Annotated in this window: 20 protein-coding genes and 1 pseudogene; 10 read left to right on the top strand and 11 right to left on the bottom strand. The window is 71.2% G+C overall.

Annotated features, from left to right (window positions below):
* Positions 1 to 80: pseudogene (locus ACWC24_RS37890) on the top strand (lytic transglycosylase domain-containing protein); the annotation flags it as partial.
* 114 nt (positions 81 to 194) lie between these two features.
* Here the strand turns inward: ACWC24_RS37890 and ACWC24_RS37885 are convergent.
* Positions 195 to 578 carry a VOC family protein gene (locus ACWC24_RS37885; protein WP_450667459.1) on the bottom strand — a complete coding sequence of 128 codons (384 nt, stop codon included), beginning with the start codon at positions 576 to 578 and terminating at the stop codon, positions 195 to 197.
* A gap of 144 nt (positions 579 to 722) precedes the next feature.
* On the opposite strand from ACWC24_RS37885, the gene ACWC24_RS37880 reads away from it, so the two are divergent.
* On the top strand, positions 723 to 2,252 hold the full coding sequence (locus tag ACWC24_RS37880) for a sulfatase family protein (protein ID WP_450667458.1): 1,530 nt from the start codon (positions 723 to 725) through the stop codon (positions 2,250 to 2,252).
* A gap of 81 nt (positions 2,253 to 2,333) precedes the next feature.
* Here the strand turns inward: ACWC24_RS37880 and ACWC24_RS37875 are convergent, their stop codons facing one another.
* Positions 2,334 to 3,056, bottom strand: a complete 723-nt coding sequence (locus ACWC24_RS37875; protein ID WP_450667457.1) for an SDR family oxidoreductase — start codon at positions 3,054 to 3,056, stop codon at positions 2,334 to 2,336.
* A gap of 111 nt (positions 3,057 to 3,167) precedes the next feature.
* Between ACWC24_RS37875 and ACWC24_RS37870 the strand changes: the two genes are divergently transcribed.
* Complete coding sequence (locus ACWC24_RS37870) at positions 3,168 to 3,995, top strand: helix-turn-helix domain-containing protein (RefSeq protein WP_450667461.1); 828 nt, start codon at positions 3,168 to 3,170, stop codon at positions 3,993 to 3,995.
* A gap of 49 nt (positions 3,996 to 4,044) precedes the next feature.
* Here ACWC24_RS37870 and ACWC24_RS37865 read toward each other — a convergent pair whose 3' ends face one another.
* Positions 4,045 to 4,740: an MBL fold metallo-hydrolase gene (locus tag ACWC24_RS37865; RefSeq protein WP_450667456.1), complete on the bottom strand. Its 696-nt coding sequence runs from the start codon at positions 4,738 to 4,740 to the stop codon at positions 4,045 to 4,047.
* A 158-nt stretch (positions 4,741 to 4,898) separates the two neighbouring features.
* Between ACWC24_RS37865 and ACWC24_RS37860 the strand changes: the two genes are divergently transcribed.
* Together ACWC24_RS37860 and ACWC24_RS37855 are read left to right on the top strand one after the other, a co-directional pair.
* The gene (locus ACWC24_RS37860; protein ID WP_450667455.1) at positions 4,899 to 5,066 is read left to right on the top strand and encodes a hypothetical protein; all 168 of its coding nucleotides are present in this window, start codon (positions 4,899 to 4,901) and stop codon (positions 5,064 to 5,066) included.
* Positions 5,067 to 5,278: 212 nt separating this feature from the next.
* Complete coding sequence (locus ACWC24_RS37855; RefSeq protein ID WP_450667454.1) at positions 5,279 to 5,959, top strand: class I SAM-dependent methyltransferase; 681 nt, start codon at positions 5,279 to 5,281, stop codon at positions 5,957 to 5,959.
* 58 nt (positions 5,960 to 6,017) lie between these two features.
* Here the strand turns inward: ACWC24_RS37855 and ACWC24_RS37850 are convergent, their stop codons facing one another.
* Together ACWC24_RS37850 and ACWC24_RS37845 are read right to left on the bottom strand one after the other, a co-directional pair.
* Complete coding sequence (locus ACWC24_RS37850) at positions 6,018 to 7,391, bottom strand: FAD-binding oxidoreductase (RefSeq protein ID WP_450667453.1); 1,374 nt, start codon at positions 7,389 to 7,391, stop codon at positions 6,018 to 6,020.
* A 105-nt stretch (positions 7,392 to 7,496) separates the two neighbouring features.
* Positions 7,497 to 8,402: a LysR family transcriptional regulator gene (locus ACWC24_RS37845; protein ID WP_450667452.1), complete on the bottom strand. Its 906-nt coding sequence runs from the start codon at positions 8,400 to 8,402 to the stop codon at positions 7,497 to 7,499.
* Between the two features lie 327 nt (positions 8,403 to 8,729).
* On the opposite strand from ACWC24_RS37845, the gene ACWC24_RS37840 reads away from it, so the two are divergent.
* Entirely contained in the window at positions 8,730 to 9,434 is a 705-nt protein-coding gene (locus tag ACWC24_RS37840) for a type 1 glutamine amidotransferase domain-containing protein (protein ID WP_450667451.1), read from the top strand.
* 96 nt (positions 9,435 to 9,530) lie between these two features.
* Here ACWC24_RS37840 and ACWC24_RS37835 read toward each other — a convergent pair whose 3' ends face one another.
* Positions 9,531 to 10,178 carry a TetR/AcrR family transcriptional regulator gene (locus tag ACWC24_RS37835; protein WP_450667460.1) on the bottom strand — a complete coding sequence of 216 codons (648 nt, stop codon included), beginning with the start codon at positions 10,176 to 10,178 and terminating at the stop codon, positions 9,531 to 9,533.
* A gap of 159 nt (positions 10,179 to 10,337) precedes the next feature.
* Between ACWC24_RS37835 and ACWC24_RS37830 the strand changes: the two genes are divergently transcribed.
* Positions 10,338 to 11,810: an MFS transporter gene (locus tag ACWC24_RS37830; RefSeq protein ID WP_450667450.1), complete on the top strand. Its 1,473-nt coding sequence runs from the start codon at positions 10,338 to 10,340 to the stop codon at positions 11,808 to 11,810.
* A 166-nt stretch (positions 11,811 to 11,976) separates the two neighbouring features.
* Positions 11,977 to 13,386 carry a tetratricopeptide repeat protein gene (locus ACWC24_RS37825; RefSeq protein WP_450667449.1) on the top strand — a complete coding sequence of 470 codons (1,410 nt, stop codon included), beginning with the start codon at positions 11,977 to 11,979 and terminating at the stop codon, positions 13,384 to 13,386.
* A gap of 209 nt (positions 13,387 to 13,595) precedes the next feature.
* Here the strand turns inward: ACWC24_RS37825 and ACWC24_RS37820 are convergent, their stop codons facing one another.
* The 4 genes from ACWC24_RS37820 to pnuC all read right to left on the bottom strand — a co-directional run bounded on the left by ACWC24_RS37820 (position 13,596) and on the right by pnuC (position 17,797).
* Positions 13,596 to 14,540 carry a UbiA family prenyltransferase gene (locus tag ACWC24_RS37820; RefSeq protein WP_450667448.1) on the bottom strand — a complete coding sequence of 315 codons (945 nt, stop codon included), beginning with the start codon at positions 14,538 to 14,540 and terminating at the stop codon, positions 13,596 to 13,598.
* A gap of 21 nt (positions 14,541 to 14,561) precedes the next feature.
* The gene (locus ACWC24_RS37815; protein ID WP_450667447.1) at positions 14,562 to 15,947 is read right to left on the bottom strand and encodes a cytochrome P450; all 1,386 of its coding nucleotides are present in this window, start codon (positions 15,945 to 15,947) and stop codon (positions 14,562 to 14,564) included.
* Between the two features lie 135 nt (positions 15,948 to 16,082).
* Positions 16,083 to 17,174, bottom strand: coding sequence for an AAA family ATPase (locus ACWC24_RS37810; protein WP_450667446.1), 1,092 nt, complete (start codon positions 17,172 to 17,174; stop codon positions 16,083 to 16,085).
* The gene (gene pnuC, locus ACWC24_RS37805; protein ID WP_450667445.1) at positions 17,171 to 17,797 is read right to left on the bottom strand and encodes a nicotinamide riboside transporter PnuC; all 627 of its coding nucleotides are present in this window, start codon (positions 17,795 to 17,797) and stop codon (positions 17,171 to 17,173) included. Before pnuC ends, ACWC24_RS37810 begins: the two co-directional genes overlap by 4 nt.
* A 176-nt stretch (positions 17,798 to 17,973) precedes the next feature.
* On the opposite strand from pnuC, the gene ACWC24_RS37800 reads away from it, so the two are divergent.
* Positions 17,974 to 18,396 (top strand): hypothetical protein, encoded by a 423-nt coding sequence (locus tag ACWC24_RS37800; protein WP_450667444.1) that lies wholly within the window; start codon positions 17,974 to 17,976, stop codon positions 18,394 to 18,396.
* Here ACWC24_RS37800 and ACWC24_RS37795 read toward each other — a convergent pair.
* Entirely contained in the window at positions 18,375 to 19,199 is an 825-nt protein-coding gene (locus ACWC24_RS37795) for a helix-turn-helix domain-containing protein (protein WP_450667443.1), read from the bottom strand. The two genes, ACWC24_RS37800 and ACWC24_RS37795, sit on opposite strands and share 22 nt — an antisense overlap.
* Before the next feature lie 86 nt (positions 19,200 to 19,285).
* Between ACWC24_RS37795 and ACWC24_RS37790 the strand changes: the two genes are divergently transcribed.
* Positions 19,286 to 20,254 carry an LLM class flavin-dependent oxidoreductase gene (locus tag ACWC24_RS37790; RefSeq protein WP_450667442.1) on the top strand — a complete coding sequence of 323 codons (969 nt, stop codon included), beginning with the start codon at positions 19,286 to 19,288 and terminating at the stop codon, positions 20,252 to 20,254.
* Positions 20,255 to 20,309: the final 55 nt, after the last annotated feature.

Genomic DNA, 20,309 nt, shown 5'->3' with positions numbered 1-20,309 from the left:
GGGGCCTCGACTACATGAACTCCCGCTACGGCAGCCCCGCCCAGGCCTGGGACTTCTGGCAGACCCACCACTGGTACTAAACCCACCAGCGCCGGGCACACCCCGCCCACAGCAGGCACCACACGACACCGACCGCCGCCTCACACGAAGCGGCGGCCTTGTCGTATCCAGGGGCCGAAATCGAGCCCGAGCACTCACCCCGACCGGACCTCGTCCCCCGGGATCGGCTGAGTAAGGTTCACCGGGTTGCCGTCGGGGTCCTGGATGTGGGCGACGCGCTGTCCCCACGGCATGTCGTTGGGGCCGCCGCCGACCGAGCCGCCCAGCGCCTCCACCCGGCCGAGCGTCTCGTCGACGTCGTCGACACCGATGCTCAGCACAATCCGTGGCGCCGCCCCGGTATCCAGGTCCGTCCTGGCCACCAGCCCGAGGTCGGAGTCGCCGACGCGCAGGCCGACGTAGAAGACCGGTCCTTCCTCCGGCACCCGGAAGATCTGCTCGGCACCGAACAGTTTCGTGTAGAAGCCGAGCAGGACGTCGAGGTCGGCGGTCAGGATCACTGGCTGGACGGTGGACATGGCACTCCTGTCGAGAACGGTCGTGTCGCCGGGTGGACCGTGCGAGGGCGGTGGATTCATCGGTCCCCTCCCACCACAGAGATTCCACAATTTCGCTCCCTACGGTCCGCCGGTGGATGCCCGATCCCAGGAGGACACGTATTCATGCAAGGTCAACGACACCGCCGCCCGGTACGCGCCGCCGTGGGCGCGGGACTGGCCGCTCTGCTGCTCGGGGCGTGCACGACGTCCCCCGGAGCGCCGGCTCAGGACAACGGGCCCGCGACGAGCGCCGACAGCGGAGCCACCCGGGGCAAGCCCAACATCGTCTTCGTCCTCACCGACGATCTGGCGACGAACCTCATCCCGTACATGCCGCACGTCAGGCAACTCCAGAAGGACGGGATGTCGTTCAGCAACTACTACGTGACCGACTCCTTGTGCTGCCCCTCGCGCTCGTCCATCCTGACCGGTCGGTTCCCGCGCAACACCGGGGTGTTCACCAACAACGGCGCCGACGGCGGCTACCAGGCGTTCAACCGCAAGGGTGACGAGCGCAAGTGCTACGGACCGGCTATGCAGAAGGCCGGCTACCGCACCGGCTTCATGGGCAAATACCTCAACGGCTACCAGCCCGCCGACACCAACGGCACCGACCGGCCGTACGTGCCCCCGGGTTGGGACGAGTGGGACACCGCAGGCAACGGGTATCCCGAGTTCGACTACGACCTGAACGAGAACGGCAAGGTCGTCTCCTACGGGCACGATCCCGAGAACTACCTCACCGACGTGATGTCGCGGAAGGCGACGTCGTTCATCGACGCCTCGGCCGCGGCGAGACAGCCGTTCATGCTGGAGGTGGCGACCTTCGCGCCGCACGGCCCCGCCACACCCGCCCCGCGCGACGCCGGCTCCTTCCCGGACCTGAAGGCGCCGCGCACCGCCGCCTACGACACACCGCCCTCCCCGAAGCCGAAGTGGCAGGAGGCACTGAAGCCGCTGTCCGACCAGGAGAAGCGGTCGATCGACCGGCAGTTCGCCAAGCGGGTGCGCTCGGTGCAGGCGGTGGACGACATGATCGGGCGCCTGCGCGGTGAGCTGAAGGCCAAGGGCATCGCCGACGACACCTACCTCGTCTTCAGCTCCGACAACGGCTTCCACATGGGCGAGCACCGGCTGCGGCCGGGCAAGCAGACCGCGTACGACACCGACGTCCGGGTGCCCCTCGTGGTCGCCGGTCCCGGCGTAGCGGCAGGCGAGGAGACGTCACGGCCGGCGGAGAACATCGACCTCGGTCCGACGTTCCAGGACCTCGCCGGAGTCACCCCGGCCGCCGCGGTGGACGGCCTCAGCCTCGCCCCGATCCTCCACGGCGAGCAGGTGGACGACTGGCGCCAGGCCGCTCTGATCGAACACCACCGCCCCGGCTCCAAGGACGGCGACCCGGACGCGGCCCCCGACAACGGCGGCAACCCGCCCACCTACGAGGCGATCCGCACTCCGGACGCGCTGTGGGTGGAGTACGCGGACGGCGAACGCGAGTACTACGACGTCAGATCGGATCCCGACCAACTGCACAATCGCGCGTCGGCCCTCTCCCCGGGCCAACGCGACGGTCTGCACGCGACACTGACGGCCCTTCAGAAGTGTGTGGGATCCAAGGCCTGCACCACGGCATCCCGGCTCGGCAGATGAACCCGGCCGCCGGGGCTGAGCCCGTACGTCACCCGCCGTGCTCGCCGGTCCCTTCGGTCGGCGAGCACGGCGGGTATCGGGTCAGGTGATGCGGTGTCCTCCGTCGACGTGCAGCACGGTTCCGGTGATGAAGCCGTTGTGCATCACCGACGAGAAGGCCTGGGCGATGTCGTCGGGTGTGCCGACACGGCGGGCCGGCAACCGCCCGGCCAGCTCGGCGAAGGCCGCCTCCTTGTCCATGCCGAGCTGGTTCCAGATGGCGGTGTCCACCCAGCCGGGAGAGACCACGTTGACGCGCACCGGGGCCAGCTCGATCGCCAGCCCGTAAGCCAGCGAAGCGAGGGCGCCGTTGGCCGCGGCCATGATCGTGTTGGACCCGTTCGGCCGGTACGCGTTGATGCCCGAGGTGTACGTGATCGAGCCGGTGACCCGCCCGCTCGCGTACTTGCCGACCAGCCAGGCCCCCAGCAGCTTGGTGTCGACCACGGACCGGGCGGTCGCGGTGGCGATGTCGGCGGTCCGACCGTACACGCCGGTCGCGTCGGCCGCGGTGACCACGACGTGATCCACCCGCTCCACCTGGGCGAACAACGCGGCCACGTCCTCCTCCCGTCCCATGTCGGCCACGACAGTGCCGATCTTGCCGATCTTGCCGTGCCCGGAGCGCTCCAGTTGCGCCCGGGCCGTCGTCAGCCGGTCCGCGGTCCGGCCGACGATCGTCACATCCATGCCTTCGGCAAGCAGGGTCCGGGCCAGGGCAAGACCCATGCCGGAGCCGCCACCGATGATGATCGCGTCAGTCATGGTCCGAGGCTGCACCGCCGGACCGGTTCCGCGGCAGGCCGCGTGCTTCCTAGGTGCAGCACGGCCACCCAGGAGCGGGCCGACCGTGGGAAACTCGACGCCGTGAACGCGATGGCCAACTTCCTTCGAATCCGCCGCGGTCAGATCGGCCCGGCCGATGTCGGACTGCCCACCGGGCCGGGCGCCCGGCGCACACCCGGGCTGCGCCGCGAGGAACTGGCCGCGCTGGCCGGCGTGAGCGTGGACTACTACATCCGGATCGAGCAGGGCCGGGAGACCGCGCCGAGCGACGCGGTACTGAGCGCACTGGCCCGGGCGCTACGCCTCAGCGACGACGAGCACACCCATCTGCTCGGCCTTGCCGACCAGGTGGCCGGGCGGACACCGCGCCGTCGGGCCGCCGACCCGCGGCCGGCCGGCCCCGGCCTGCGGCTGCTGCTGGAGTCGGTCCGGCCCAGCCCGGCCTACGTACTCGACGACGTCAACGACGTACTGGCCGCCAATCCTGAAGGTTTTGCCCTGATGCCCGGGCTCGGCGACTGGCCGCCAGCGCAGCGCAACACGATCCGGTACACCTTCTTGCACGCGGCCGCGCGGACCCTGTTCGCCGACTGGGACCGGGTGGCCCGCAACAGCGTCGCGCACCTGCACACCGCCGAACTGAGCGCACCCGGGCGCACCGCCGCCCTTGTCGACGAACTGTCCTCGGCCAGCAGCGAGTTCGCCGCTCTGTGGCGTCGGCACGAAGTGTGGGTCAAGCGCGCGGGCGAGACCGCCTTCCGCCACCCGACGATCGGTCGGATCACCCTCGCCAACGAGGTGCTCACACCGGCCGGAGACGGTCAACGCCTGCTGATCTACCAGGCCCCGCGCGGGACGGCCGAACATGACGCCCTGGTACTGCTGGCCATGACCGCCGAGGACATGCCCAGCACCTGAACTCGCGGGACGGCGATGCGAACTGGCGGGACGCTGCGGCGTGATTCGCCTAGGAACCTGCCGCGGCACGCAGAGCGGCCGAAGCGGACCCCACGATCGCGTCGCCGTGACCGAAGCAGGCGACTTCCGCGTCCAGTCGGCTCAAGGCCCGGAAGGACTCCACCGCACGAGCCCGGTCCGTGTTGAACACACCGACCATGGTCTTGCCTTCCACGTTCGCCGCGGCGTCGCCCAGGAAGAGCACCCCGAAGGCAGGGAGATGGAACGCGATGCTGCCCGGGGTATGACCCGGCGCAGCCACCACGCGGGCCCCGCCACCGAAGGGAATCACATCTTGATCGGCGACCTCGTGGTCCACCGGCACCGGCGGTGCCGGTGGCAGCTTCGGCTTGCTCTCGAACAAGGCACGCTCCCAGTGCGGAGCATCGGCGAAGTCCGGTGGAGGGGGCGGCGACTCCCCACGGATCACCCCGGCGTCCAGGCGGTGCGCGAACACCTCGACCCCACCCCAAGCGGCGATCTCGGCGGCACCGCCGGCATGGTCCTCGTGAAAGTGGGTGAGCACAACTCGCCGCATATCCGCGGGCGTTGCACCGAGACTCAGGATGGCATCGGCCACTGCGCCACCAGCCCCGGCAAGGCCAGAGTCGATCAGCGTCAGCCCGTCCGCGTCACGCCACAGGTACGCCTGCCCGACCTCGAAGCGGAGCAGATGCAGTCGCGGCAACAACTCGACAATCTCCATACGGACAACGTAGGCACGTGCGGACGCCGAACACTCGCCGCTTAGCCTTCGGCAGAGGACGGCCGAAGGCGCCACGTACGACGCGTCGGCCGGGCGGCGCGGCAGCCGCTGCCGGGCAGGTCGCTGCACCGACCGTCGAGGTCTCCTACGACGGGGGCGTGACCTGGAAGCCGCTCACGGTGAAGACCGACGCGAAGGGGGCGCGTTCGGTGACCGTGAAGCACCCGGCGACGGCCGAGGCCGTGTCCTTCCGGGTAGATCCGAAGGACACGGGCGGCAACACCGTACGAGAGACCGTCATGGACGCCTGCCGGCTCGCACCGTGAGGTGAGCGCGCGACGGTGACCACCGCATGGCGCCGACAGCCCCTCCGGCCCGGCCTCGCACCCCGCGGGGCCGGGCCTGTGGGCGCCGCACCCCGAAGGCCGGGCGGTGCAGGTGCCGTCCGATCGGACGTCCACGGCACCCTGGCAACGTCGTTTTGCCGGACCGGCAACAGTACTGGCCGAGTCGCGGTCCCATGGGCGACGGTGGGCCGGTGACCGACAACATCGCAACAGAATCACCCCTGGCCGACATCCCCTCCCCTGCCGACGGATACCTCGGGGACCCGGCCGTACGGGCGGAGTGGGACAGTCGCTACTCCGACCGACACCAACTGTGGAGCGGGCAGCCCAACGGTGCGCTCGTGGCCGAGGTCGCCTGGCTCGCACCGGGGCGCGTGCTCGACGTCGGCTGCGGCGAGGGCGCGGACGCCGTCTGGCTCGCGCGGGACGGCTGGGACGTGACCGCACTGGAAGTCTCGGGCGTGGCGCTGGCTCGGGCGGAGGGGCACGCGCGGGACGCCGGCGTCACCGTTCGCTGGGTACACGCCGAACTCACCCGTTCGGCGCTTCCGCCGGCCTCCTTCGATCTGGTCTCCGCGCAGTACCCGGCCCTGCTGCGCACCCCCGACGCCGCGGCCGAGCGGGCGCTGCTCGCGGCCGTCGCGCCCGGCGGCGTCCTGCTGCTCGTCCATCACGCGGGGATGGAGAACCAGCAGGCCAACGAGAGCGGCTTCGACCCGGCCGACTACGTCTGGCCCTCGATGGTCGCCGATCTGCTCACCGACGACTGGCAGATCGAGGTCGACGAGCAGAGGCCACGCGTCGCCCCCGACGGCGGTGCCGGCGCGCATCACACCGACGACGTGGTGCTGCGCGCACGTCGGCTCCGCTGAGACTGCCGAGGCGGGTGAGGTCGTCACGTACGGCTCGATGCGGACGTCCGGGCCGGGGTCAGGGCGTGAGGTAGGAGTGGAAGACGTGCTCCGGGTCGTACGCGGCCTTCAGTCGCCGCAGTCGCTCCCAGCCGGCCGGGGTGTACGAGCGTCGCGCCCGGGAGGGAGCGGCGGTGAGGTCGGTCTCGGCGATGTAGTGGCCGGTTCCGTACGGCTCGACGATGTGCATGGTGTCCCGCAGCCAGCGGGTGTTCTCGGCGTCCGCGGCGGGGTCGTCCCAGATCGCGAAGGGGGCGAGATAGGTCTCGCCCAGGATCGAGAAGGCCATGCCCTCGGCGCGGGTGCGGTCGCGCGAGGCGGGCCACAGGGGCGCGAGGACCAGTGACTGCTCGGACGGGGCCGAGGCGACCTGGGCGGCGAGGGCGGGCAGCAGGGTCGTGTACCCGGTGTCCGACCACAGGGTGTCCACGGCGTTGCGGTGGCCCGGTTGCCAGGAACGGGACGCCGTTTCGTACAGGTCCTCGAAGGTCGTGGGCCGGTCGGCCTTCCGGTACAGGGCGCGGTCGGCCAGGGGGCAGTCCCGCAGCGGGTCCAGGCAGCGGGCGGCCTCCTGTGGCGTGCAGGCGAAGGCGGTGCCCGTGAAGGTGATCGTCTTGGGCCTCGGCGTCGCCGTCGTCACCTCCGGGGAGGCGGTCGCGAGCATGAAGGACGCCTCGACGTTCGCCGGGAGCCGCTCGGCGGCCGTGGTGGCCCAGCGGGTCACGGGCTCGACGTCGGTCAGCGGAAAGACGTACGAGGTCTCGGCGATCGCTGCCGGGGCGTCGTACAGCGACACCTGGAAGCGGGTGGCGACGCCGAAGAAGCCGGGTCCGGCGCCGCGTGCGGCCCAGAACAGGTCGGGGTTCTCAGTCTTGTCGCAGGTGAGGGTGGCGCCGTCGGCCGTGACCACCTCGACGGCGTGCACACTCGCGGCCGCCGGGCCGAGCGCGCCCGAGTTCCAGCCGAGGCCGCCGCCGAGCAGATAGCCGCCGAGGGCGACGGGGCCGCAGTGGCCGGCCGGGAAGGCGAGGCCGTACGGGCTGAGCGCGGCGACGAACTCACCTCCGCTCAGCGCGGGTTGGACGGCGGCGGTGCGCGAAGTCGGGTCGATCTCACATGAGTTGAGTGCGGAGAGGTCGATGAGCATGCCGTCGTCGCGCAGCGGTGAGCCGCACCAGCTGTGTCCGTGGGAGCGCAGAGCGATCCGGTGTCCCTCGGAGCGGGCCAGCCGGACGGCGGCCGGGACGTCGCGTTCGGAGGCGACACGAACGATCAGGTCGGGAAAGCGCTGCGGCTTGAGGCCGTTCCAGAGCATGGCCGACCGGACGTCGTGGTAGGCGGCGTCGCCGCGTCGGACGACGTCTCCCGCCATCTCTGCGATCTCTTCGCTCATGGCGGCCCCTCAGCCGCTTGTGAGCCCGAAGCCATGGATCGCGCGAGAACCCATGCCAGGTAGTTTAGTTCACCAGCCCAATACCAGACAAACATGGCAAAAGCATCACAGGCTTCCCCACTCCTGCCCCGCCCGGGCCAACTGCTCCCACACGGCCGTGAGAACCGGACCCGCCGGACCGTCCCGCCGGGACGCCAGGTACAGGGTGTTCAACGGTTCAACCACGGGCCGGTGCATCAGCACCACCTCACCCGCGGACAGCGCGGGGGCGACGAGGTAGCGGGGCAGGACGGAGATCCCCACGCCGGAGGCGACCGCGGCCAGCACGGCGCGCAGGTCCGGGACGACGACCGCGACCTGATTGGGTGGCCGCCGCCCGAACTCGGTGCGCCAGTACCGCCGGACGATGGGAAGGTCTTCCGAGTAGGCCACCAGCGGCAGATGGGAGAGCGCGGCGACCGGGTCGGCGGACAGTCGCTCCCGGTCGACGGCATGCGCCAGCACGGGCGGCCCCACGAGCAGGAACTCCTCGTCCACCAGCGTCGTCACCAGCAGATCCTCGCGCTGTGGGCGGATCGCGGAGACCACCAGGTCGAGCCTCGCGGCGGCCAGCTCCGACAGCAGTTCCCCGGCAAGCCCCAACGTCACCCGGATCCGCAGCCCCCGGGCGGACAGCGGCGCCAGGGCGGGAAGCACCTGAAGCGACATCAACTCGGCCGCGCCACCGAGCCGTACCGTTCCGTGCAGGGCACCCGGCTCCCGCGAGGGCTCGAGGGCGGTGCGCAGCCCGTCGACATGCGCGCCGACGCGGGCGGCCAGCGCCGCGGCGCGGGGCGTCGGCCGCGCTCCCTTGCTCGACCGTACGAACAGCGGCTCCCCCAGTTGCTCCTCGAGGCGTGCCAGCTGACCGGTGACCGCCGGCTGGCTGACCCCCAGCCGCGAGGCCGCCGCGGACAGGGAGCCGGTGCGGTAGATCTCGAGAAACGTCGCCAGCAGGTCCAGCCCGGGCAAGGCGTCTCCTCCCATCACAGAACTTATGGAGAGCACCGTTCTTCCGCATTCTATCGGCGGGTGCGGCTTGCCGACCGCGCCCGTGTCGCCCAGTACTGGTCGCGCACAGTCGCACGAGGAGCGCAACCCTGGTCCATCACATCCCTTATGGATGAAGTGCGGCATCCGGGCATGCCCGTGATGAATCCTGCCGTTGTCCTGATCGCCGGGGCACTCCGGGCCACGGCGCACGGTCACCACGTTCACCACGTGGTCCATTCACCACGTGGTCCATTCACCACGTTCACCACGTTCACCACGTGGTCGACAGAGAAGAGCAGGCATTCCATGTCGAAGATCCTGATGATCGTCTCGGCCGCCGACAGCTTGGAGCTCGCCGACGGATCCATCCACCCCACCGGCTTCTGGGCGGAAGAGGTCGCGGCCTCCCACCGGGCGCTGCTCGCCGCCGGTGCGCAGGTGGACATCGCCACCCCCGGGGCCGCGCGCCCCACGGTCGACGCGCTCAGCCTCGACGCCCGCGGCGGAGTGTCCGAGACCGACGCCCAGGAGTTCCGCGCCTACCTCGACGGCATCTCCGAGCGGCTCTCCCACCCGCTCGCGCTGTCGGAGGTGGAGGTGGCGGACTACGACGCGCTCTACATCCCCGGCGGTCACGCGCCCATGGCCGACCTCGCCCAGGACGCGGATCTCGGGCGGCTCCTCAAGGAGGCCGATGCCCGGGGCACCGTCATCGCCGCACTGTGCCACGGTGTCGCCGCCCTGCTCAGTGCCACGGCGCCGGACGGTGGCTTCGTGTTCGCCGGCCGCACCCTCACCGCGTTCTCCGACACGGAGGAGAACCAGGGAGGCCTGGGCGAGAACACCCCCTACTTCCTGGAGAGCCTGCTGCGCGAGCGCGGCGCCGTGGTCGAGACCGGGGCGCCGTGGAGCGACACCGTCGTCGTGGACGGCAACCTCGTCACCGGCCAGAACCCCCAGTCCAGCGTCACCACGGCCGAGGCCACGCTGAAGGCGCTCACCGGCCGCTGAGCCGTGCGGGGGCGGGTGCGCCCACAGCGTGGCGAGGCATCGACCGGCCTCACCGCCACGGCTGAACGTACCCGCCCCGACACCTCGACCTGACGTTCAGGCTCCGGCCTGCAGTCGGAGGCCCGCCAGCGTCAGTTCCAGGGCGGAGCGGAACTGGTCGACGTCGTCGTGGCCGTCGAACTCGTCGACGATCTCGTGCACGAACGGGAACTCCGCGGGGTCGAGCTCCCGCCAGTTCCGGGCGAAGCGGCCAAGGTACTCCTCGCGACTCACGGCGCCGTCGAGGATCTCCTCGGGCGGCTCCTGCCCCATGTCGACGGCGGTACCTACGACGACGCCCACGATCGCGGACACGGCGTGGAAGCGCTGCTGCGCGGTGAGATCCAGGCGAAGGGTCTGCCGGCCGAGCTTCTCGTACAGGCGCAGGGAGTTGCCCTGGACATCGGTGTTGCGCATGAAGTAGGCGCCCAGCCAGGGCCGGTGCACGATCGCGTCGAACAGCGTCACGGCCATCGCGCGCAGGTCGTCGATCGGGTCGTCGCTGCCCGGAAGGTCTTCGATGTCGGCCAGGATCGCGCCCACCACATGGTCGGTCGCGCGGTCGAGCAGCTCCTCCTTGCTCGCCACGTACCAGTAGATGCTGGCGACGCCACCACCGAGGCGCTGAGCGAGCGCCCGGAAGGTCAGTGCCGGCGCCCCGGCCTCGTCGAGCAGGGCCACCGCCTCGGTGAGCACGGACTCCATCGAGTGCGAAGCCCGTCGACGACCTCCGCCCGAGCGGCTTTGCAGGCGTGTCATGGCTCCCTTTCCACCGTTCTTGCATCGAACCGAACGCTGTTCTATCGTATCGCATCGTACGTTGTTCGATAACCGTACGTCGTTCGATGAAGAGGACTGATCGCCATGACCGCCGCCACGCTCCAAACCACCGCATCACGCACCTATCCCTCCCTACGCGCGGCATGGATTCCCATGGCTGCCCTCTGCCTGGCCTTCTTCGTCGAGATGGTCGACAACACGCTGCTGTCGATCGCGCTGCCCACGATCGGCCGTGACCTCGGCGGCGGGACGACCGCGCTGCAATGGGTCACCGGGGCTTATTCGCTGACCTTCGGCGGGCTGCTGCTCACCGCCGGGTCGATGGCCGACCGGCTCGGCCGCCGTCGGGTGCTGCTGGCCGGACTCGCCATGTTCGGCTCGGTGAGCCTGTGTGTCGTCCTCGTCTCCACGACGGGCGAGCTCATAGCCCTGCGGGCAGTGCTCGGCATCGCCGCCGCGGCGATGGCCCCGATCACGAACTCACTGGTCTTCCGCCTGTTCGACGACGCGGCCCTGCGGATGCGCGCCATGACGGTGATGATCGTCGTGGGCATGTCCGGCTTCGTCCTCGGACCGCTGCTGGGTGGCACCGCGCTGGCCCATGTGGGATGGGAGTGGCTGCTGGTCGTCAACGCCCCGATCGCGCTGATCGCGTGCATCGGTGTCCGGCTCGGCGTGCCGGCCGACCGGCCGGAGGACCTGACCAAGGACGCGCTCGACATCCCGGGCGCCGTGCTGAGCGTCAGCGCCATCGGGCTCGCCTGCTACTCGCTGACCAGCGGTGTCGAGCACGGCTGGCTCTCCACGGCCACCCTCGCGTCGATCGCCGGCGCCGTCGTGGCCGCGATCGGGTTCATCTGGCACGAGCGCCGCAGCGCGGCACCCATGCTGGATCTGCGCCTCTTCTCGAACGGCACCGTCCGTGGCGCCGCCCTCGCCCAGATCGGCACGTCCATCGCGATGGCCAGCGTGATGTTCGGGCTGATCCTCCACTTCCAGTACGCCTACGGATGGAGCCCCGTGCGGGCCGGCCTGGCGAACCTGCCGATCATCGTGACAATGCTCGCCGCGACCCCCCTGTCCGAGTGGCTCGCGCGCCGGTTCGGCCACCGCATCGCCTGCCTGGTGGGCGCGGCCTGCCTGGCCGGCTCGCTGGCGGGTCTCGCCTGGGGCGTGGACCACGGGTACGCCGCCATCGCCGTCTGCATGGTGTTCATGACCGTGGGACTGCGCACCGTGATGACGATCTGCGCGGTCGCACTCGTCGACGCGATGCCGAGCAACCGCACCTCCATCGCCGCCGCCCTCAACGACACCGCGCAGGAGGTCGGCTCCAGCGTCGGCACCGCGGTCGTCGGCACCCTGATCGCCGCGCTGGTCACCACCCAGCTCCCCGCCGGCACCTGGAGCGGCGACCTCGTCGCGTCGTTCTTCCACGGGGAACGGATCACCTACGCCCTGCTCGCGGTCGTCGTCGGCCTGATCGCGGCCGGCGGCGCGCTGAGCCTGACCGACTCCCACAGCGTCGAGGAGCACCCGGTCGAGGAGTCCGTCTGACGGCAGGGCCCGACGACCTCGTACAACGGTGGCGGAGTCGGCCCGGATCACGTAGATCCGGGCCGCCTCCGCCTCCGCCTCCGCTTTCGCCTCCGCTTTCGCCTTCGCTTTCGCTTTCGCCGCCTGCGACGCTGGGCGCGTCCTCCGGAGCTCTTAGGGTGCCCCCGTGAATATTGATGATCTTCAGTGGCAGTCGACCCACCTCGGCGGTGTACTGCCGCGGCTCGTGGACGAGATCCTGGAACGCGGCGGCCTCGAAACTCTGGTGGAGGCGGCGCGTGAGCGCGAGGACTGGTTCTGCGCCGTGGGTGCGGTACGGGGACTGTGCGCAGAAGGGGAGTTCGAGCGGGCCTGGTCGGTCGTCGAGCCGTTCGCGGCATCGGGCTGGCAGCCGGCCGTGCGGACAGGAACCGATGTCCTCGTACGGTGCAACCGTGTCGAAGAGGCGCTGAAGCTCGCGCGCCCCGGCGGGCGGAGGCAGGAGAGCGCCGAGGCGTGGCGTGACTACGCCGAGGCGCTGGTCCGGGCCGGGCGGCCGGACGAGGCGATCGAGGTGCTGAGCCCGTACCTGCGGAAGAGGCGGGCGCTGCGGGGGCTGGTGGAGATGACCGAGGGGCAGGGGTGCGACGAGCGGGTGCTTGAGGTGCTCGACCCGCTCGCCGAGGAGTTCCGGCGTGACTCGACGCAGCGTGGCGATCTTGACCTGTGGGCGGTCCTACCCGCACAGGCCCGGGTCCTGGAACGGTCCGGCCGCGTCGACGAGGCGATCCGGCTGCTCGGCGCGGACGTGGCCGCGCGCCGGTACGGACCGGAGAACACCGTCGAGTTCTACGTCGAGCTGCTGGCCCGGCACGGTCGGGTCGAGGACCTGCGCGACCTCGCCACCGGCAGCCGCCAGTACGCCGCCGCGAGTCCGTACGTGAAGGTACTGGAGAGCCTGGGCCGAGCCGGAGAGGCGGAGGCGTACCTGCGCGACTGCATGGCAGGCGGGCATCCGGGCCGGTCCGAGAGCATCCTGATGGCTCTGCTCATCCGCCAGGGTCGCTTCGACGACGCCATCGAGGCAGTGGAGCACACGTTCGACAAGGACTACGACGGAAACCTTCTCCAGACGGCCATCATCCTGCTCGCCGAACAGGGCCGACACGACAAGGCGATCGAAATCACTGAAGGACGCAGCCCCGAGTACCTCGCGGACAACGAGGCGTACTGGCTGCGGTCCAATCGGTGGTGGCTGATGGGCGAGGCGGGACGCGCCGGGGAAGCGATCGCACAGGTCGAGGCGCTGCCGGCCGACGAGGTCGACGACCGCGAGCTGACCATCACCGGGCTCCTCGCGCAGGACGGCCGCGTCGAGGAGGCGATCGCGCTCCTGCGCCAACTGCCCGGCACACGGGCCGCAACCGATCTGGCCGAACTGCTGATCCGGCAGAACCGCTTCGCCGAAGCCGTCGCCGTGATCCCCGACGTGGCCGCCCAACGCGAGGAGGAGGAGAAGGAGATGGCTGCATCCAGGAGCAAGGGCGGGTGGGGCGGCGACCCATGTTCAGCCCCGAATACCGCGCCCTTGGAATGACGCCCGTCCGAGCAGCTTCGCCAACCGTCACCCCGGCGACTGAGCAAGGGTCGTCGCGACGGACCGCTTGCGAAGTCCTTCGGCCGAGTACGCCATTTCCACGGACGTGCCGACCGGACCGGCGCCGCCCTTCGACGCCCCGGCGAAGTTGTCCCCGAAGGCCCGGCGACTGGGTTCGGCCGGTGTCGGTGCGGTCCGGTCGGGGGTGGTCAGAGGGTGAGGAAGGCGGTGGTGAGGACGGCCGCGTACCAGTACTCGAAGCAGCGGTAGGTGCGGTGGTCGTAGGCGGGGGTGCGGTGGTTGAGGACGCGCCGGGCGATCGTCCAGCACAGGGCCGCGGTGGCTGCTTCGGCACACCACGTGGCCGGGGTGGCGGCGCGGACGAGGAGGAAGTGGTCGACGAGCGGGAGGAGGGCGAAGCCGGCCGAGAGGCAGCGGCGGGTGAGGGTTTCGCCGAAGGCGAGGGGGAAGGTGGCTCGGAGTGCGGCGGCGTCGCCGTGGAGGTCGCGCAGGTCCTGGGCGGGGATGAGCAGGAAGACCACGACGGCGAGGACGAGCATCCACCGCCAGGCGTCGGCGGTGAGGGGGGCGGTCATTTGCCAGGCGGCGCCGAGCATGGGCAGGACGCCGAAGCCGATGACGGCGTTCTTGACGAGCCAGTGCCGGGAGCCGCCGAGGTTGTGCAGCAGGGTCATGGCCTGCCAGAGCAGCGCCCACCGCCACACCCCCAGCGCCCAGCCGAGGAGCGGGAACGCGGCGAAGGTGACGGCGGTGCGCACCAGTGCGCCGCGGGTGGTGACCGACCGCTTCGCCAGGGGACGGAAGGGCTTGTTGAGGCGGTCCTCGCGCAGACCGGCAAGCTGGTTGGTCAGGCAGAAGGTGTAGAGGTAGAGCCAGAAGTACAGGGCCGATACCAGCGCGGTCACGGCGAGGCGGCCCGGTGGCTGGTGGTGCTTGACGGCGATGGCGAGGGCGAAGACCACACCGGGGTAGAGGCCGGCCCAGGGGTCGTTCTTGATGAACTGCCAGCTCAGCCACGGCTCACGCACCACGACCCGGACGACGGCCCGGACTGCGGGCAGCGGGCGGGGCGCCGGGGCCGGGGAAGGTGGTGCGGCGGTGGTGGCGATGCGGTTGCTCGGCGGGCCTGCCATGGCGGACAGCCTCCCTGGGGGTCAGGCCGGGCGGCCCGCGGTGCGGCCGTCGCCGTCGCCGGGGGCCGGGCGGGCTTCGAGGCGCAGGCGGAGGTCGCGGGGGATGCAGGCCGCGGACAGGACGGTCTTCGCGGGGCGGTCGGTGAGGGCCGTGAACTTCCACGAGCCGATCAGCAGGGCGAGGATGATCGTGGCTTCCTGGAGGGCGAAGCGGTCGCCGATGCAGCGGCGCGGACCGGATCCGAAAGGGATGAAGGAGTCGCGGTCCGGGAGCTGTTCGGTCCACCGGTCGGGGTCGAAGTCACGGGGCCTGGGGTGGATGCGAGGGTTCCAGTGGACCGCGTACTGGCTCAGCGCGATCGTGGTACCGGCCGGCAGACGCGTTTCGCCGAGCGTGGTGTCCTCGGTGACGGTACGGGTGACGAGCCAGGTGATCGAGTGCAGCCGAAGCGCCTCGGTGACGACCTGGGTGAGGTAGGTCAGCTCGGACAGGTCGGCCGCGCGCGGCGGCCTGCCGGCCAGGACCTGGACGACGTGGGCGTGGAGCCGGTCCTGGATGTCGGGGTGGCGGGCCAGCTCGTACAGGACCCATGACAGCAGTCCGGCCGTGGTCTCCGTGCCGGCGATGAAGAACGTGACGACCTGGTCGGCGACTTCCCCGTCGGACAGCGCCCCCGGCCCGTCCTCCCGATCGTCGGGCTCCCCGGCCAGGAGGAGGGCGGAGAGCAGGTCCTGGTGGTCGGTGCCGTCTGCGCGGTGGGCGGCGATGACATCGGCGACCGCCTGTCGCAGGCGGGCCCGGGCGCGCTGGAAGCGGCGGTTGCCCGGGGTCGGCGTACGGTCGAAAGGAGCTGGGACGAGCATGCGGCGCATCGCGCCGGACATGATCGTCTCGGCGTCCTCACCGATCTGACGGGTCATGGGTTCCGGCAGGCGGCTGCTGAACATCGTGGTGGCCAAGGCCCGGTTGGTGATGGCGAGCATGGTCCGGTTGACGTCGACGGCCTCCCCGTCGGTCCAGGCCGCGGTCGTCTCGTACGCGGCGGACGTGACCGCTGCCGCGTAGTCGGGCAGCCGCGCGGGCCGGAAGGCCGGCTGGCACAGCCGGCGCTGTCTGCGGTGTCGACCGTGCGGGCAGGTCGCCAGTCCGTTCCCGACCGCTTCCCTGGCCCGGTCGAAGAACGGGCCGCCCTTGTCGAAGGTGCGGTCGTCCCGCAGTACCTCTTGGACGAGGCCGGGTTCGCAGACCAGGACCATGGTGTGCGGTCCGAGCCGCAGCCGCACGAGATCACCGTGGCGGGGCAGCGAGGCGATGAACCCCGGCCGGTCGCGCAGCAGCGCCACCGTGTGCCCGAGCAGCGGCAGGTGCCGAGGAGCCGGCGGAACGGTGTCGAGATCCTTGCCCATGCCAGGCCCCCCCTCCGGATCGTGGGCATGTCTTCCCCCGACCGGAACGGGAGAACCGCCCCTCCGTACGGCGCGCGGGGGCACGGGGGCGCGCCAATCACTCCGTGCCCCTCGGCAAGGCAGGTGCCGCTGCCGTCAGCGGTGCTCCGGTAGCGGGTCGGCGAAGTGCCAGCCCTCGGCGAGCAAGTTGTCCACCGCCGCCACGGCGGTGCGCAGCCGCTGCTCGGGGCTGCCGGTGACCAGCAGGTACCGGCGGCCCGTGCGCTCCAGTTCCGCTCGGAACCGTCCGGTCATCCACGGGCGCAGGTGCGGGCCGTCGCGCAGTCCGTCGTCCTCGAAGGGCACGCCCTCGTGGTCGGTGAGCAGGTACAGGTGGCGCGGGGTGCGGGCGGCGACGGCCGCCACCTCGGGGCTGGGCGCGCCGAGGTAGCGCTCGTGCCAGATCGTGGTGGCGAAGGAGTCGGTGTCGCAGACGAGCACCGGGGAGCCGGCGCGGGCCGCCCGCTGTTCGTCGGCGTCCTGGCGGCGGGCGATGAGGGGGAACTCCTCGGAGGTGAACTCGACTTCCGTCCAGTCGGCTCCGGGGTCGGCGGCGCGCAGGGCGGTGAGCCTCTCCTCGCTGTACGTGCGTCCGTACTCGGGCACCCACCCGGTGTCCGTCCAGATGCCGCCGCGTGCGCGGTAGTGGGTGGCCAGGGCCCGGGAGAGGGTGGTGGTGCCGGTGGACTCGGCGCCGAGGACGACCACGCGCCGGGCGAGGGCGGCGCGCACGCCGGGGCCGAGGTACGTCCAGCAGCCCACCGGGTCCTTGCGCACGGCCGTGCCCGAGACGGGGTACGTGGTGCGGTCGAGGTCCACGAGGACCTCGGCCGCGCCGAACCGCCTGGCCAGCTCGGTGCCGTACGACTCGGAGGTGAACACGGCGTCCACCGGGTCCGGGACTGCTGTGCGGAAGACCGCCATGTGGGCGTCCCACACCGCGGGGTCGTGCAGGTCGACCGGGTGGTCGTCGACGGCGCCGACGACCTCGGCCTCCGGGTGGGCCTCGCGCATCCAGGTCACCCGGTCGGCGAGCGGCACCGACTCCACGGAGGCCGCGCAGACCAGGACGGTCAGCCGGTCGCACTGCGCGAGGGCGGTGCGGACGAGGTGGTGGTGACCGGCGTGCGGCGGATAGAACTTGCCGAGCACCAGGCCGTGCCGGTACGGGCGGGCGGCGGCGCTCACGCGGTCACCGCCGTGGCGGTGCGGGGGTCGGCGGCGAGGGTGCGCCGCCAGCCGAGGAGGCCGGCCACACACAGGGCGAGGAAACCGACGTACAGCAGCGAGGTCAGGTACAGGCCCTTGTAGGCGTAGAGCGGGATGTACACCAGGTCGGCGGCGATCCACAGCCACCAGGACTCCAGCAGCTTGCGGCACTGGCCATAGGTGGCGGTCAGGGAGAGTGCGGTGGTCAGCGCGTCCCAGAAGGGAACGGTGGAGTCGGTGGCCCGGTCCAGCAGGAGGGTGAGGGCGGCGGTGCCCAGCACTCCGGCGGCGGCGAGCCAGGCCCATTCGGCCCCCGTGGTGCGGCACACCGGCAGGGTGTCGCCGGTGGCCGGTCCGGCGCCGCGGGCCCAGGTCCACCAGCCGTAGGCGGCCAGTGCGATGAAGACGACCTGGAGACCGGCGTCGGCGTACAGGCCGGTCTGGAGGAAGAGCACGACGAAGAAGACGTTGTTGGCTATGCCGACGGGCCAGTTGGCGATGTGCTGCCGTGCCACCAGCCAGACGCAGAGGGCGCCGGTGGCGAAGCCGAGCGCTTCGGTCCAGCTGAGGTTCCAGTTCACGAGCGACTCCTTAATAGTCATCTCGACTATAAACACGGTGGTGGAAGGAGGGCAAGGCCGGCGGAGGGAGGGCGAGGGAAAAGCCTGCGGGACACCGACGGCCAGGTCAGCGGCCCCATTCCCTTCCGGGAATTGCCGGTCTCCCCCGCGCGTCGCACGATCTGGTCCCAAGTGACCTGCCCGGCAAGGAGATTCACGTGATCGAGATCGACCCGCAGCACCTGGCCGACCGCTACATGACCCGATGGACACTGGCCGACGCCGCCGAACGACGTGCGGCCATCGAGCGGTTGTGGGCCGAGGACGGCAGACACGTCCTTCACCCACCGGCGGGGATCAGGCAGCTTGCCTCGGAACTCGGCTTCGCGCACAGCACGTTGGAGGCTCAGGGGTACGACGCCATCGAGGCCCGGGTGACGCGAAGCTACGAACAGTTCGTCGAGAAGGAGGGGTTCACCTTCCGATCCCGCGCCGACGCGGTACGCCTCGACGACGTGGTCAAGTTCGGCTGGCAGACGGTCTCCACCGAGACCGGCGACGTCCTCGGGGGCGGCCTGGTCATGCTCGTACTCGACGACCACGGACGGATCAAGACCGACTACATGTTCCCGGGCGGCTGATCCGCGACGGCAGCGACGCCCGCCGGCCCGGCCGCGACGCCCTCCGGTCCGGGGGCCGCAAGCCTCGACCCGGCGGCAGCCGCGAGTGCCTCGGCTGTCGCCGCGTCGGCCGGCAGGAACGCCTCCAGCTTCAGCTCGGCGAGTGTCACGTCGACGGCGGTGGCGAAGGTGGTCACGGTCGTCATCAGGCGCAGCTCACCGTACGAGGACATCAGGCGGAGCGGGACGGCGAAACCGAGCAGCCCGGCGGACGGGTCCGACTCGGGGACGTACGAGCTGAGTTCGGCACGCAACTCCTCCAGGTGGCCGAGGCGGACCAGGATGTGGCGGGCCCATTCGTCGAGATTGCGGATGCGGGGAGCCAGCCCCTCGGGATGCAGGGCGAGCCGGTAGATGTTCGTGCCCGGGCCGACCAGCTCGGGCGCCGCTCCCTCGGTGATCAGGTCGAACGCGGTGTTCGCGGCGATCAGACCGCCGCCGTGGTCCACCACCAGCGCCGGATACGGCAGGTGCCCGCGCAGGATGTGGTCGATCGCCGTGCGCACGGGCGCCAGCGCGGGGTCGTCGAGTGAGCTCTCGGGGTAGGCGGGTGCGTACCCCGCTGCCAGCAGCAGTTCGTTGCGCTCCCGCAGCGGCAGTTCCAGCGACTCGGCCAGGCGCACGACCATGCTGCGGCCGGGGACGGACCTGCCGGACTCGATGAAGCTGAGATGGCGCTGGGTGGTGCCCGCCCGCAGCGCCAGGTCGAGCTGGCTGAGATGACGGCGGGTGCGGCGTTCGCGAAGCGCACGGGGGAAGTTCACCGGCCCGTTGTACCGGCGGCGGAGGGCTCCGGGCCATTCCCCGCAGGGAATTGTCGCCGGTCGCACCCGACGTGAACATCGCCTCCATGGACATCGGTGTACTTCTTCCGACCTCAACCGCCCAGTGGGGCACGGCCGACGACCCGCGCGAGCTGGTCGCCTTCGGCCGACAGGCCGAACGCCTGGGCCTCTCCTCGCTCTTCGTCAACGACTCCCTGATCAGCCCGCGCATCGAGGCACTCACGATGCTGGCCGCGCTCGCTCCGGCGACCGAGGCCGTGACGCTGGGTACGGCCGCGCTGATGCCGTTCCTGCGGCGGCCGGTCCAGGCCGCGCAGTCACTGGCGTCGATCGACCTGCTGTCCGGTGGCCGGCTCACCGTGACCGTCGGCGCGGGGTTCCCCGGCCGTTTCGGGCGGCCCCTCTACGCGCTGTCCGAACTGCCGTGGCAAGGGCGCTTCGCCCGCCTGGACGAGACCGTCGCACTGTGGCGGGCGCTGTGGGACGGTGCCGGGTCCTTCCACGGCGAGATCCTCCGCTTCGACGACATCCCGCCCACGACCAGGCCGTACCGGGCCGGCGGCCCGCCCGTCTGGCTCGGCGGCGCGACCCCCGCGGCGCTGGCCCGCACCGGCCGGTCGTACGACGGATGGCTGCCCTACCCGCCCGACCCCGCCGACTACGCGTCCGGCCTTCGTCAGGTCCGTCGGACGGCCGTCGACGCCGGGCGGGCGGCCGAGGACATCACCCCCGCGCTGTTCGTCTCGGTACGGATCGACGACGACGCCGAGAGCGGACGGCGGGCGCTGGACGCCTACGCGCGGGCCACGTACGGCATGCCGCCGGCGGAGCTGGAACGGATCCAGGCCGTGGTCACCGGCTCCGCCGACCACGTACTCAAGGGCCTGAACCGGTACGCCGCCGCGGGCGCCCGGCACATCGTCGTCCGGCTCGCCGCCCTGGACCTGCGCTCCCAGCGCGACCAACTCGAACGGCTCGCGGACCTGATCCCCGCTGTCCGCAAGACAGCAGGTCACGCCGCTGAACCCGGGTGAACGGGCGGCAGCACCGGCCGGTCGCGCCGCCGGGGACGGCTTCCGCGCCGAGTCG

This window comes from Streptomyces sp. NPDC001443 (assembly GCF_053597355.1).
This window is presented reverse-complemented; position numbering and strand designations above follow the sequence as displayed.

Coding starts and splice junctions, on each gene's coding strand:
- ACWC24_RS37885 (WP_450667459.1), bottom strand. CDS start 578: ATGTCCACCGTCCAGCCAGTGATCCTGACCGCCGACCTCGACGTCCTG.
- ACWC24_RS37880 (WP_450667458.1), top strand. CDS start 723: ATGCAAGGTCAACGACACCGCCGCCCGGTACGCGCCGCCGTGGGCGCG.
- ACWC24_RS37875 (WP_450667457.1), bottom strand. CDS start 3,056: ATGACTGACGCGATCATCATCGGTGGCGGCTCCGGCATGGGTCTTGCC.
- ACWC24_RS37870 (WP_450667461.1), top strand. CDS start 3,168: ATGGCCAACTTCCTTCGAATCCGCCGCGGTCAGATCGGCCCGGCCGAT.
- ACWC24_RS37865 (WP_450667456.1), bottom strand. CDS start 4,740: ATGGAGATTGTCGAGTTGTTGCCGCGACTGCATCTGCTCCGCTTCGAG.
- ACWC24_RS37850 (WP_450667453.1), bottom strand. CDS start 7,391: ATGAGCGAAGAGATCGCAGAGATGGCGGGAGACGTCGTCCGACGCGGC.
- ACWC24_RS37840 (WP_450667451.1), top strand. CDS start 8,730: ATGTCGAAGATCCTGATGATCGTCTCGGCCGCCGACAGCTTGGAGCTC.
- ACWC24_RS37835 (WP_450667460.1), bottom strand. CDS start 10,178: ATGGAGTCCGTGCTCACCGAGGCGGTGGCCCTGCTCGACGAGGCCGGG.
- ACWC24_RS37830 (WP_450667450.1), top strand. CDS start 10,338: ATGACCGCCGCCACGCTCCAAACCACCGCATCACGCACCTATCCCTCC.
- ACWC24_RS37820 (WP_450667448.1), bottom strand. CDS start 14,540: ATGGCAGGCCCGCCGAGCAACCGCATCGCCACCACCGCCGCACCACCT.
- ACWC24_RS37815 (WP_450667447.1), bottom strand. CDS start 15,947: ATGGGCAAGGATCTCGACACCGTTCCGCCGGCTCCTCGGCACCTGCCG.
- pnuC (WP_450667445.1), bottom strand. CDS start 17,797: ATGACTATTAAGGAGTCGCTCGTGAACTGGAACCTCAGCTGGACCGAA.
- ACWC24_RS37790 (WP_450667442.1), top strand. CDS start 19,286: ATGGACATCGGTGTACTTCTTCCGACCTCAACCGCCCAGTGGGGCACG.